Origin of the sequence: Streptomyces flaveolus (assembly GCF_000716535.1) — a bacterium.
GTDB classification, from domain to species: domain Bacteria; phylum Actinomycetota; class Actinomycetes; order Streptomycetales; family Streptomycetaceae; genus Streptomyces; species Streptomyces flaveolus_A.
The window spans coordinates 38,987-51,620 of sequence record NZ_JNWV01000039.1; the positions used below are offsets into that span (position 1 = coordinate 38,987).

Consider the following 12,634-nt stretch of genomic DNA (forward strand, 5'->3'; position numbering starts at 1 on the left):
AACACGGCGGCGGACCCGGGCCGCGCGCGACGGCCCGGAGCATGACAAAGCCCCCGGCGGCCCTGAGGGCGCCGGGGGCCGGAAGTCCACCGGGGGCCGGGATCAGCCCGTGTACGGCTCGGCCTTCAGGATCCGGACCGAGGCCTTCTTGCCGTTGGGCAGCTCGTACTCCGCGTCCTCGCCGACCTTGTGGCCGATGACGCCCGCGCCGAGCGGGGACTGCGGAGAGTAGGTCTCGATTTCGGCGCTCGCGTACTCGCGCGAGGCGAGCAGGAACGTCAGCGTGTCGTCCTCGTCACCGTCGAAGGCGATCGTGACGACCATGCCGGGGGCGACGGCGCCGTCCGCGGCCGGCGGCTCGCCGACCTTGGCGTTTTCGAGGAGCTGGGTCAGCTGGCGCACGCGCAGCTCCTGCTTGCCCTGCTCCTCCTTGGCCGCGTGGTACCCGCCGTTCTCGCGCAGGTCGCCCTCCTCGCGCGCAGCCGCGATCTTGGCGGCGATCTCCGTGCGCGCAGGACCAGTAAGGTACTCAAGCTCGTCCTTGAGCTTGTTGTACGCCTCCTGGGTCAGCCAGGTGACGTTCTCGCTGGTCTGGGTCACAGGGTGCTCCTCGTCGGTACTGGGAATACAAAGCATCGCCCTACCCAGAAGAATGTTCCCTCATGGATGGGCGAAACCACGAGCCTAACAATTCAACGCCGGAAGGGGGAGGACATAAGCCATCAGAATCACATCAACGCAGGTCAGGGCCTACGCATTCCGGGTGAACCAGGGGAGTGTCCGAGGGTGTCCGCCGCGGGTCAGTCGGCGTGACATCCCACCAGCTCGGCCGTCGTCCCCTGGGCCGTCGTACGGAGCGTGACGACCTTGTCGATCCGCGTGGACGACCCGGAGAAGCGGAAGTCGGCCCGGCCCACCTCGGCGCCGTCGGCCGACTGCGAGCGCAGGGTGCAGTAGCCGGACGCGCCGGCGTCCTTGCGGACCTCCAGGTGCACCTGGACCGCGTCGTCGGACGCCTTGAAGGTGATGACCTCGGCGCTGATCTCGTTCTGGGCGACGTAGTGGTAGAAGAAGAAGCCGACCAGTGCGAGCAGGACCGCGCCCAGCACCGAGCCGGCGATCCTGAGCTTGCGGTCGGCGCGCTGATCCGAGGAACGGCCGTAGCGGCCCTCGGGCAGCCGCGTGCTCGCGGTACTCATGATCGTCCTCTCCGCGGAATTATTCGCCCCCCGATTCGGTCACTATAGAAGCCGCCGACCGCGCCACAGACACGGGGCGCCGACTTACCGAGGATTGAGTCTTGACTGACCAGCTGCGACTGATGGCCGTTCACGCGCACCCCGACGACGAGTCGAGCAAGGGCGCGGCCACCATGGCGAAGTACGTGTCCGAGGGGGTGGACGTGCTGGTGGTGACCTGCACCGGCGGAGAGCGCGGGTCCATCCTCAATCCCAAGCTGCAGGGCGACGCCTACATCGAGGCACACATCCACGAGGTCCGCCGGAAGGAGATGGACGAGGCCCGGGAGATCCTCGGCGTGAAGCAGGAGTGGCTCGGCTTCGTCGACTCCGGCCTGCCGGAGGGCGACCCCCTGCCGCCGCTGCCCGAGGGCTGCTTCGCCCTGGAGGACGTCGACAAGGCGGCCGGTGAGCTGGTGAAGCAGATCCGCTCCTTCCGCCCGCAGGTGATCACGACCTACGACGAGAACGGCGGCTACCCGCACCCCGACCACATCATGACCCACAAGATCTCCATGGTGGCGTTCGAGGGCGCGGCGGACACCGAGAAGTACCCCGAGGACGAGTTCGGCCCCGCCTACCAGCCGCTGAAGCTGTACTACAACCAGGGCTTCAACCGTCCCCGCACCGAGGCGCTGCACCAGGCGATGCTCGACCGCGGCCTGGAGTCGCCGTACGGGGAGTGGCTCAAGCGGTGGAACGAGATGGAGCGCACCGAGCGCACCCTGACCACGCACATCCCGTGCGCGGACTTCTTCGAGATCCGCGACAAGGCGCTGATCGCCCACGCCACGCAGATCGATCCGGACGGCGGCTGGTTCAAGGTGCCGCTGGAGCTCCAGAAGGAGGTCTGGCCGACCGAGGAGTACGAGCTGGCGAAGTCCCTCGTCGATACCTCCCTCCCCGAGGACGACCTCTTCGCGGGCATCCGGGACAATGCCTGACATGAGCGCAAGCGTGAGCCTGGCAGTGACGCACCTCGTCCCCCTCGCCAAGGAGGTCGACGAGAACAAGGTCACCCCCGGCGTCCTCGGTTTCATCGTCTTCGCGGTGATGGCCGTGGCCGTGTGGGGCCTGATGAAGTCGATGAACAAGCACATGCAGAAGGTCGACTTCAAGGAGTCCCCGGACGCCGAGGCGGACCAGGCCCGGGAACAGGCCGGCTCCGCGCCCCGGCAGCGCTGACCCGCCGGGGTCAGCGTCCCGCCGGCACCGCCACTCCCATCACCTCCCGGGCGTGGCGGTCCGGCGTCATGCGCAGCCGCCAGGCCTGCCAGCCGTCCTCCAGCCGGACACCCCGCTCCAGCAGCAGGGCGTACGCCGAGACGTAGTCCTCCAGCTTCTCGTCCCGCAGCGGATGCGAGGCGCGGGCGAGCTGGGCCAGCTCCTCCTGGGCGACGGCCGTGCCCACCTCCACCCCGCCCGGCGCCGCGTACGGCAGCAGGGTGCAGCGCAGGAAGCGGGCCCAGTCCTCGCCGCGCCGGTCGCCGTAGGACGTGAACAGGGTGAGCGCCTCGTCGCACAGCGCCAGCGCCTGCTGCGTCCGGGCGTTGCCCGCGTCCACCACCGCCAGCTCCAGGCAGGTCCAGGCCTCGCCGTGGGCGACGCCGATCCGCTGGAAGTCGGCGCGCGCGTCCACCAGGAGCTGACGGGCGAAACCGGAGTTGCGCAGCGAGCCGGTCTGCGCGGCCCGCTGGTCCCGGGTCGCCCGCGCCGAGTGGTGCCGGGCGCAGGCCAGGCCGTACACGTCCCGTATCCGGGAGAACATCGTCCGGGAGCGCTCCAGGTCGCGCACCGCCTGGTCCAGCTCGCCGGTCTCCTCCAGCGCCTGCCCCAGGTAGTACAGCGTCCACGCCTCGCCGCGCGCGTCCTCGTTCTCCCGGTGCCGGGGCACCGCCTGGCGCAGGCTCTCCACCGCCGCGGAGGCGTCGCCGGCCACCAGCCGGGCCCGGGCCAGCTGGGTCAGCGCCCACGCCTCCCCACGGGCGTCCTGCGTCCGGCCGTACCGCTCCAGGGCCGCCCGCAGCTCCGTCTCCGCGCGCGGTACGTCGCCCAGCCGCAGTGCGAGCTGGCCGAGCTGGAAGTACGCCCAGGCCTCGCCGTGCACCGATCCGCCCTCGCGGTGCAGGACCAGGGAGCGGGTGAGCAGGTCCAGCGCCTCAGCCAGCCGGGCCCGGTCCCGTTGGACGGCCGCCAGCGCGTGCATCGTCCACGCCCGGTCCGTCGCCAGCTCCGGTGCCGCCTGGAGGTCCAGGGCCTCCTGGAGCTTGGCCGCCGCCTCGGTGAGGTTGCCCTGGTGGTGCAGCGTGATCCCGAGCGAGGTCAGCGCGCGGGCCGCCCCCGCCTCATGGTGGGCCTCCCGGTACAGGTCCACGACCGAGGTCAGCGTCGTCCGCGCCTTGTCCAGCTCGCCGAGCTGCCGGGCCGCGATGCCGGTTCGCCACTGCACCGAGCGCACCAGCAGCCCCTGGTCCACCGACTGCGCCAGCTCGCTGATCTCACCGAGCCGGTACAGGTCGCCGCGCAGCAGGCAGTAGTCGCACAGCGCCCCGAGCAGGTTCAGCACGGCCGCCTGGTTCACGCCCTCCGCGTGCCGCAGGGCCGCCGTGATGAAGCTGGACTCGTCGTCCAGCCAGCGCAGCGCCTCGTCGAGCGAGGGGAAACCGTGCGAGCCGAACTGGTTCGACCGCGTCGACATGTTCCCGTCGACCAGGCGCAGCACCGAGTCGGCCAGCTCCGCGTAGTTCACGATCAGCCGCTCCTGCGCCGCCGCCCGCTCGGCCGGGTCCTCCTCGTCCAGCAGCCGGGCGTGCGCGAAGGCCCGCACCTGGTCGTGCAGCCGGTAACGGCTGCCGCGCACATGGTCGATCAGGCCCGCCCGGGCGAGCGCCACCAGATGCCGGGTGGCCTCGGCCTCGTCGGTGGCGAGCAGCGAGGCCGCCGCCGCCGCGCCCAGCGAGGCCCGTCCCGCCAGGGCGAGCCTGCGCAGCAGCCGGCGGGTGGGCTCCGGCTGGTCGGTGTAGCGCAGCCACAGCGCCCGCTCCACCGGCTCCACCGGGCCGTAGGCGCCCAGGTCCGCTGCCAGTTGCCGGGGTGAGCGCGGGCCCAGCGCCGAGCCCGCGATCCGCAGCGCCAGCGGCAGCCCGCCGCACAGCTCGCGGACCTGGTCGGCGGAGTCGGCGTCGTACGGCCCCGACGCGTCCTCCGCTGCCGCGCTCAGCAACTCCTCCGCGCCCGCCGCGTCCAGCGCCCGCACCGGCAGCTCGTGCACCCAGGCCCCCAGCTCCGCGGGCAGGTCGAGGGGCGTACGGCTGGTCACCAGCACCAGGCTGTCGGACCGCTCCGGCACCAGGGCGCGCACCTGCTCCGGGTCCGAGGCGTCGTCCAGCACGATCGTCACCGGCAGTCCGGTCAGATGCCGGTGGTACAGCTCGGCGAGCCGTTTGACCTGCTGGTCGGGGGAGGACCGCTCCCGGAACAGGAGCTGCTCCCGGGGCGCGCCCAGCCGGTTGAGCAGGTGCAGCAGGGCGTCCCGGGTGGACAGCGGCGCCTCCCCCCGGCTGCCGCCGCGCAGGTCCACCACCACCGCGCCCCGGAAGTGGTCCCGCAACTCGTGTGCCGCGCGGACCGCGAGCGTGGTCCGGCCGGAGCCGGGCTCGCCGTGCAGCACGACCACCGTCGGCCGGGTCTCGGTGGTCGCGCGGGCCGCCTGTGCCCAGTGCCTGATCCGCCCCAGCTCCGCCCGCCGTCCGGCGAACGCGCCGTCGGCTTCCGGGAGCTGCCCGAAGGACTGCTCCAGCACCGAGCGCCTGCGGGCCGCCGCGCTCTTGTCCGTGCCGCGCAACGCCGGGCCACCGCCGGTCTTCTTCGCGCCCGTGGAGGCGCTGAGCACCCGCTGCTGGTCGAGGAACGGGCGGATGCCCCGTACCTCCAGCGCGGTCAGCCACTGCAACCGGAGCTGCTCCGGGCCGCCGGGCTGGCCGGCGGCGCCCGCGCGGTGGTGGGCGGCGGGCAGATGCGCACCGGCCACCTTCACCACCGTAGCCGCGGCGCCCACCGCGGCCGTCGTGACGCCCGCGCCGAGGGCCGTGCCGGTACCGGTGCCGAGGCTCAGGTCGGCCACGGCGGCGGCGACGGCGGCGACCGCCGCCACCAGCAGGGCCGTGCCGGCTCCTTCGCGCGCGTACCGCTGGCCGAAGGTCAGCCGGCCGGCCTCCGCCTCGTCCAGCGCGCGCGTGTAGGCCTCGTACTCCTCGCCGGCCGCCCCCGCCATCGCGTCCAGCGCGCCGCGCGCCCGCGACAGCAGCAGCTGACCGTCGATCCGCCCGCCCGAACGCCGCACCTCCTCCTCGACGGCCCGCACCAGCAGCCGCTCGGCCTCCGCCCGATGACCGTCCCGCATGTCCCGTCCCCCTCCGGCGGCAACTTCCTTGCGTACGAGTGTCCTTCGGGGAAGGCGGGATGGCGAGGGGGTGGCGATCAGCGGGGGTGGTGAGGGTTTCGTGCCGACTCCCACGGGACGTGGGACCCGCCGCTGTGGCTGTTGGTGATCCCCGCATCGCCGGGTGAGCCGGTCGTGGTGACGAACTCCGCTCTCAAGGGCGCGGACCTCATCATCAACGCGTCGACCGGTGGGGCCCCGGATCTGTTCGTGCCGGAGTCCCGCACGGCACCCGCCCCGCCGGCCGGCTCCGGCGCCGCCACGGCCGACGCATGCGCCGCGAGGGTGGAGCGCGACGGCACCTACACCCTGCCCCGCGACACGCGGCGGCCGCTTCTGCCTGACGGCCACCGAGGGCCGCACCGTCCAGCTGAAGGTCATCACCGCGCCGCCCGCCGGTCCGGCGAAACCGGAGATCACCGTCTGGGCCTGACGTCCACCGCGAGGGTCGCTGCGGCAGGATGGGGTTATGCCGAATCGACTGGCCCATGAGACGTCCCCGTACCTGCTCCAGCACGCGGACAACCCCGTCGACTGGTGGCCGTGGTCCGGCGAAGCCTTCGACGAGGCCCGCAGGACCGGCAGGCCCGTCCTGCTGAGCGTCGGATACAGCAGCTGCCACTGGTGCCACGTGATGGCCCACGAGTCCTTCGAGGACCAGGCCACCGCCGACTACCTCAACGAGCACTTCGTCAGCGTCAAGGTCGACCGCGAGGAGCGGCCGGACGTGGACGCCGTCTACATGGAGGCCGTCCAGGCGGCCACCGGGCACGGCGGCTGGCCCATGACCGTGTTCCTCACCCCGGACGCCGAGCCGTTCTACTTCGGCACCTACTTCCCGCCCGCGCCCCGGCACGGCATGCCCTCCTTCCGGCAGGTGCTGGAGGGCGTCCAGCAGGCCTGGACCACCCGCCGGGACGAGGTCGCCGACGTCGCCGGGAAGATCGTCCGCGACCTCGCCCAGCGGGAGATCGTCCGGCAGGCCGCCGAGGCGCCCGGTGAACAGGAACTCGCGCAGGCCCTGCTCGGGCTCACCCGCGAGTACGACCCGCAGCGCGGTGGGTTCGGCGGGGCGCCGAAGTTCCCGCCGTCCATGGTGCTGGAGTTCCTGCTCCGCCATCACGCGCGCACCGGTGCCGAGGGCGCCCTCCAGATGGCCCAGGACACGTGCGAGCGGATGGCCCGGGGCGGCCTGTACGACCAGCTCGGCGGCGGGTTCGCCCGGTACTCCGTGGACCGCGACTGGATCGTGCCGCACTTCGAGAAGATGCTGTACGACAACGCCCTGCTCTGCCGGGTGTACACCCACCTGTGGCGGGCCACCGGCTCGGATCTCGCCCGGCGGGTCGCGTTGGACACCGCCCAGTTCCTGCTGCGCGAACTGCGCACCACGGAGGGCGGGTTCGCCTCGGCCCTCGACGCCGACAGCGACGACGGCAGCGGGCGGCACGTCGAGGGCGCGTACTACGTCTGGCGGCCCGCGCAGCTACGGGAGGCCCTCGGCGACGACGCCGACCTCGCCGCCCAGTACTTCGGCGTGACCGACGAGGGCACCTTCGAGCACGGCCAGTCCGTCCTGCAACTGCCGCAGACGGAAGGCGTGTTCGACGCCGAGAAGATCGCCTCCGTCAAGGACCGGCTCCTCGCCGCACGGGCGCGGCGCTCCGCGCCCGGCCGGGACGACAAGGTCGTCGCCGCCTGGAACGGGCTCGCCATCGCCGCGCTCGCCGAGACCGGCGCCTGCTTCGACCGGCCGGACCTGACCGAGGCCGCCGTCGCCGCCGCCGACCTGCTGGTCCGCGTCCACCTGGACGAACACGGCCGGCTCGCCCGCACCAGCAAGGACGGCCGGGTCGGCCCGAACGCGGGCGTGCTGGAGGACTACGCCGACGTCGCCGAGGGCTTCCTGGCGCTCGCCTCCGTGACCGGCGAGGGCGTCTGGCTCGACTTCGCCGGGCTGCTGCTCGACCACGTCCTCGCCCGCTTCACCGACACCGAGACCGGTGCCCTGTACGACACCGCGTCCGACGCCGAGCAGCTCATCCGCCGGCCCCAGGACCCCACCGACAACGCCGCCCCCTCCGGCTGGACCGCCGCGGCCGGCGCGCTGCTGAGCTACGCCGCCCACACCGGTTCCGAGCCCCACCGGGCCGCCGCCGAGCGGGCGTTGGGGGTCGTGAAGACGCTCGGGCCGCGCGTGCCCCGGTTCATCGGATGGGGGCTGGCCGTCGCCGAGGCGCTGCTGGACGGGCCGCGCGAGGTGGCGGTCGTCGGACCGGCCCCGGACGACGAGCGGACAGCGGCCCTGCACCGGACGGCGCTGCTGAGCACCGCCCCGGGTGCCGTCGTCGCCTGCGGAACCCCGGACAGCGACGAGTTCCCGCTGCTCGCCGACCGCACCCTCGTCGACGGCGCGCCGACCGCCTACGTCTGCCGCGGCTTCGTCTGCGACCTGCCGGTGACGGACCCGGACGCCTTGCGGGCGAAGCTGACGTCGTCCTGAACGGCCCGGCCGCCCAGCCGGGTGGTCCGTGACCGGCTCCCCGGGTCCGCACGAAGCGCCGGTACAGCCCGGCGATCCGGCCCTCAGCCCAGCGGGTCCGGCACCGGCTCCGGCACCGGCTCCACCGTGCCCGGGCCGCCCGGTACGGCCGCGGGGGCCGGGGTCCGGGCCCGTAGCCGGCGGTACAGCCAGCGGTCCACGACCAGGAAGCGGGCCGTGAACACGACCGTCATGCCGAGCGCGGTCGCGGGCAGCGGTGTCATGCCCGCGCCCGCGATGAGCAGCGCGGCGAGCGGGATGCGGGCCACCAGGTCGGCGTTGCCGACGGCCGCGAAGGTGAGCAGCCGCACTCCGCGCCGGTGATGGCGCCGCTGGTTGCGGTAGACGAAGGAGTCGATCAGGACGAAGTTCCACAGCAGCCCGGCCTGGTTGGCGATGATCTCCGCGAGCGCGTACGGCAGTTCGGGCGCCGAGACGGTCAGCAGCCACAGCAGGGCGAGGTTGGGCACGAAGCCGGACAGGCCGATCAGCCCGAAGACGACCGCGCGGGCCCGCGGGTCGGCGGTGCGCAGGGTGATCAGATGGCGCAGGAAGCGCACGCCCTCCTTCGCCGTGGACTTGGACGCGCCCGCGTGCCGCTCCCCGAAGGCGTACGGCACCTCGGCGATCCCGCGCGGCCGGCACCGTACGGCCAGCTCCAGCAGGATCTTGTAGCCCAGCGGCTGGAGGCCCTCGTCCTCGGCGGCGGCCCGGTCCACCGTCGTACGGCGGATGGCGAAGAAGCCGCTCATCGGGTCGGTGAGCCCGCTCAGGGCGCGCGGGAACAGGGACTTGGTCAGCAGGGTGGAGGAGCTGGAGACCAGCTTGCGGTAGCCGCCGGCCAGTCCGCCGCGGTCGCCGCCGGCGGCGTAGCGGCTGGCCACGACCAGTTCCGCGCCGGTCGACTCACCCCGCGCGACCAGCTCGAAGATCAGCTCGGGCGGGTGCTGGAGGTCGGCGTCGATGACGACGATCCAGGGGGCCGTGGCCCGGCCGAAGCCCTCGACCACCGCGCCGCCCAGGCCGCCGGCCGGCACCGGGCGGTGGTGCAGGACCACGGGGAAAGGGCAGTGGGCCGCCTCCTCCTCGACCACCTCGCAGGTGTGGTCGGTGGAGTCGTCGGCGAAGACGACCTCGGCGCGCACGCCGTCCGGGACGGCGGCGGCGACGCGGGTGAGCAGCGCGTGGATGTTGTCGGCTTCGTCGAACGTCGGGACGACGATGGAGACGTGGGCGGGCAGCGCCGTCACCGGGCCTCCTGCGGCTGCGGGGTCTGCACGGGCAGGTGGGCGCCGACATGGGAGGTCAGCTCCCAGTCGTGCCGCCCGGTGTACTCGCGCCAGACGGCGCGCAGCGCGGCGGCGGCCAGGACGACCGCGTACACCGGCCCGCCGGCGATGAGCTTGACGTACTGCAGGACGCCGATGCGGAAGCCGTACTCCTTGCCGAAGTCGTGCAGCGCGACGGCCTCGAAGACGACCATCGCGGCCATCGGAAGCATGGGCAGCCAGGCGAACAGCGAGAACGGCAGCGGTACGCCGCCGATCAGCGCGGCCAGGATGCCGAGCGGGATCATCACGCCGGTCGCGGCCTGCACGAACGGGGTGCTCAGCGTGTAGCGGGCGAGCAGCCGCTGGCCGACGCCGGGCAGCCGGCGCCACTCGCCCTTGCGCAGCACCTGGAGGAAGCCCTGGTTCCAGCGGGTGCGCTGCTTGTAGAGGCCCTTGAGGGAGTCGGGTGTCTCCTCGCGGGTGACGAGCGCGGAGTGGTAGGCGACGACGACCTTGGCTCCGCCGCTGGACAGCCGTACGCCCAGGTCGCAGTCCTCGGCCAGGCAGTTGCCGTCCCAGCCGCCGGTGGCCCGCAGCAGTTCGGAGCGGACGAAGACGGTGTTGCCGCCGAGCGGGATGAAGCCCTTGCGGGCGTGCAGGTGCAGCCGGCTGCGGAACCAGAAGAAGTACTCCAGGCAGTTGCGCAGGCTGTACCAGCTGCTCTGGTAGTTGATCAGCTGGACGCCGCCCTGGACGACGTCGGCGTTCTCCCGGCGGAAGGCGAAGTCGACGTGTTCCAGCAGCTCGGGGTGGACGACGTCCTCGGCGTCGAAGACCCCGACGACCTGGCCGCGGGCGTGCGGCAGCGCGGTGTTGAGGGCGCGCGGCTTGTTCTTCACCTCGTGGGTGTCGACGACCGTGCGGACCTTCTCCGGGTGTTCCCGGGCGAGTTGCCCGGCGATGGCGGCGGTGCCCGGGTCGTCGTGGCCGACGATCACCAGGATCTCGTAGGACGGGTGGTCGATGCGGAGCATCTGCTCGACGGTGTGCCGCAGGACGGCCTCCTCGTGCCGGGCCGGGACCAGCAGCGAGAAGGACAGGCCGGGCTCGCCGTCGGGCTCGGCGAACGCCGTGGACCGGAGCGTCTCCGGGGTGCGCCAGGCATGGAGCATCCACCACAGCGTGACGCCGGCCGCGACCATCAGGACGACGGAATCGATGAACAGGACAGCGGAGACCACGAATTCCCCCCTCGGTTCCCTGGTCTTCCTCGTGCTCGCGCAGCGGAATGCGATCGTCGGGCCCTTCTCAACCCCCCGGTTCCCCCCGGGCCCACTTCCCCCGGTCTTCCGGGGGTGATTTCCCGCATGATCGCAAAGCGATCGCGGCGAGCTTTCCAGCGAAGCTAGCAGGTTCACCAATTCCTCGGCAATGCGGCCTCGGCCCACGACCGGAATCTAATGTTCCGCACATGGGGTGGGTCGACCTGTGCCATGATGCTCCGGCCTGCCCGATTTCCAGGGGGTTCGAGGGGGAGGTCCCTGGGTCGAGTCGGGCCATAAGTGGGGGTGGGGGATTCCGCATGGGGACTGCCGTTGTTCTCCGGCCGGAGGCGGAGAATTCACAGGACGACCGGCCCGCGGCGCGCCGCACATTGTTTCGGTCGGATTATTTCTGGGTCACTCCGGTAATCATCATCGCGCTCGCGTTGCGCGCGCGGGGAATCGGGAAATACCCGTTTCCCAACGACGACGAGGGCACCTATCTCGCGCAGGCCTGGGCCGTCCGGCACGGGGCACTCGCGCACTACACCTACTGGTACGACCATCCGCCGCTCGGCTGGATACAACTCTCGGGCGTCTCCTGGCTGCCCGACCTGGTCCTGCCCGACCTGCCGACGTTCGTCCAGGGCCGGATCGCCATGCTCCCGGTGGCCGCCGTGACCTGCGTCCTGGTCCACGTCGTCGGCCGCCGCCTCGGCCTCGCCCGGCCCACCGCCACGGGCGCCGTCCTGCTGTACGCGCTGTCGCCGCTCGCGGTGGTCCTGCACCGGCAGATCTACCTGGACAACTTCGCCGTCCTGTGGGCGCTGGCCGCGTTCGCCTTCGCCCTCTCGCCGCGCCGCGACCTGTGGCACCACGTCGCGGCGGGCATGTCCTTCGCGCTCGCGGTCCTCTCCAAGGAGACCATCGGCGTGCTGCTGCCGGTGCTGCTGGTGGCGATGTGGCAGGGCAGCCACTCCAGCACCCGCAAGTTCTCCCTGGCCGGCTTCTTCTCCGGCTTCGTGCTGACCGGCCTGTTCTATCCGCTGTACGCCCTGCTCAAGGGCGAGCTGCTGCCCGGCGACGGCCATGTCTCGCTGCTCGGCACGCTGAAGTTCCAGCTCGGCGGCCGCGAGGGCAGCGGCTCCGCCTTCCAGGCCGGCACCGACGCCCACCAACTGTTCGCGGACTGGCTCGCCCGCGACCCGTACCTGCTGATCGGCGGCGGCGTCGCCGCGCTGTGCGCGCTGCCGGTACGGCGGCTGCGGCCCGCAGCCCTCGGCGTCCTGGTGCTCGCCCTGGTCGCGCTCCGGCCCGGCGGATACCTGCCGCAGATGTACGTCGCGCAGGCGCTGCCCTTCCTCGCGCTGACCCTCGCCGGACTCGTTCAGGTACTGGTCGAGCGGCTGTCCGGCCGGCCCCGGCTGCGGTCCACCGCCGCCGTCGCCGCGCTCCTCGCCGCCGCGGTGGTCGCCGGCCCCGCCTGGTACCACCAGGACCGGCTCGCCACCACCGCCGACGACAACCGCGTCTACCGCGACGCCGCCCGCTGGCTGCGCGAGACGGACACCGGCGACCGCGACAAGGTCCGCCTGGTCACCGACGGCGTGCTCTGGCTGGACGCCGTCGACGCCGGGTACCGGCCCGGCACCGGCGTCATCTGGCACTACAAGCTGGACCAGGACCCGGCGGTCACCAAGACCCTGCCGCACGGCTGGAAGGACATCGACTACGTCGTGTCCACGCCCGCCCTGCGCGGCGAGCGCGAGCATCTGCCCACACTGCGCGCCCTGTTCGCGCACGGCACGCCGGTCGCCACCTTCGGGGAGGGCGGCGGCCGGATCGACATCCTCCGCATCGGCCGCGCCGGCTGATCCGCA

At 72.6% G+C, this 12,634-nt stretch carries 9 protein-coding genes; 4 read left to right on the plus strand and 5 right to left on the minus strand.

Annotation, left to right across the window (positions count from 1 at the left end; translation table 11 throughout):
* Nucleotides 1–102: 102 nt before the first annotated feature.
* The gene (gene greA / locus OO52_RS36670; protein ID WP_030652208.1) at nucleotides 103–600 is read right to left on the minus strand and encodes a transcription elongation factor GreA; all 498 of its coding nucleotides are present in this window, start codon (nucleotides 598–600) and stop codon (nucleotides 103–105) included.
* Nucleotides 601–800: 200 nt separating this feature from the next.
* Nucleotides 801–1,199 (minus strand): DUF4307 domain-containing protein, encoded by a 399-nt coding sequence (locus tag OO52_RS36675; RefSeq protein WP_030652211.1) that lies wholly within the window; start codon nucleotides 1,197–1,199, stop codon nucleotides 801–803.
* 101 nt (nucleotides 1,200–1,300) lie between these two features.
* On the opposite strand from OO52_RS36675, the gene mca reads away from it, so the two are divergent.
* Together mca and OO52_RS36685 are read left to right on the plus strand one after the other, a co-directional pair.
* The gene (gene mca / locus OO52_RS36680; protein ID WP_078629940.1) at nucleotides 1,301–2,182 is read left to right on the plus strand and encodes a mycothiol conjugate amidase Mca; all 882 of its coding nucleotides are present in this window, start codon (nucleotides 1,301–1,303) and stop codon (nucleotides 2,180–2,182) included.
* On the plus strand, nucleotides 2,175–2,423 hold the full coding sequence (locus OO52_RS36685; protein ID WP_106972123.1) for a hypothetical protein: 249 nt from the start codon (nucleotides 2,175–2,177) through the stop codon (nucleotides 2,421–2,423). Before mca ends, OO52_RS36685 begins: the two co-directional genes overlap by 8 nt.
* A gap of 10 nt (nucleotides 2,424–2,433) precedes the next feature.
* Here OO52_RS36685 and OO52_RS36690 read toward each other — a convergent pair whose 3' ends face one another.
* Nucleotides 2,434–5,640 (minus strand): tetratricopeptide repeat protein, encoded by a 3,207-nt coding sequence (locus OO52_RS36690; RefSeq protein WP_030652220.1) that lies wholly within the window; start codon nucleotides 5,638–5,640, stop codon nucleotides 2,434–2,436.
* A gap of 508 nt (nucleotides 5,641–6,148) precedes the next feature.
* Between OO52_RS36690 and OO52_RS36695 the strand changes: the two genes are divergently transcribed.
* Entirely contained in the window at nucleotides 6,149–8,182 is a 2,034-nt protein-coding gene (locus tag OO52_RS36695; protein WP_030652223.1) for a thioredoxin domain-containing protein, read from the plus strand.
* Between the two features lie 83 nt (nucleotides 8,183–8,265).
* Here OO52_RS36695 and OO52_RS36700 read toward each other — a convergent pair whose 3' ends face one another.
* The gene (locus tag OO52_RS36700) at nucleotides 8,266–9,471 is read right to left on the minus strand and encodes a glycosyltransferase (protein ID WP_063738836.1); all 1,206 of its coding nucleotides are present in this window, start codon (nucleotides 9,469–9,471) and stop codon (nucleotides 8,266–8,268) included.
* Complete coding sequence (locus tag OO52_RS36705; protein ID WP_037630192.1) at nucleotides 9,468–10,694, minus strand: glycosyltransferase; 1,227 nt, start codon at nucleotides 10,692–10,694, stop codon at nucleotides 9,468–9,470. Before OO52_RS36705 ends, OO52_RS36700 begins: the two co-directional genes overlap by 4 nt.
* Before the next feature lie 506 nt (nucleotides 10,695–11,200).
* Here OO52_RS36705 and OO52_RS36710 point away from each other — a divergent pair.
* The gene (locus OO52_RS36710; RefSeq protein ID WP_051818777.1) at nucleotides 11,201–12,628 is read left to right on the plus strand and encodes an ArnT family glycosyltransferase; all 1,428 of its coding nucleotides are present in this window, start codon (nucleotides 11,201–11,203) and stop codon (nucleotides 12,626–12,628) included.
* Nucleotides 12,629–12,634 lie beyond the last annotated feature (6 nt).

Excerpts from the sequence above, each read along its gene's own strand:
- OO52_RS36675 (WP_030652211.1), bottom strand. The coding sequence starts at position 1,199 with ATGAGTACCGCGAGCACGCGGCTGCCCGAGGGCCGCTACGGCCGTTCC.
- OO52_RS36695 (WP_030652223.1), top strand. The coding sequence starts at position 6,149 with ATGCCGAATCGACTGGCCCATGAGACGTCCCCGTACCTGCTCCAGCAC.
- OO52_RS36690 (WP_030652220.1), bottom strand. The coding sequence starts at position 5,640 with ATGCGGGACGGTCATCGGGCGGAGGCCGAGCGGCTGCTGGTGCGGGCC.
- OO52_RS36705 (WP_037630192.1), bottom strand. The coding sequence starts at position 10,694 with ATGGTCGCGGCCGGCGTCACGCTGTGGTGGATGCTCCATGCCTGGCGC.
- OO52_RS36685 (WP_106972123.1), top strand. The coding sequence starts at position 2,175 with ATGCCTGACATGAGCGCAAGCGTGAGCCTGGCAGTGACGCACCTCGTC.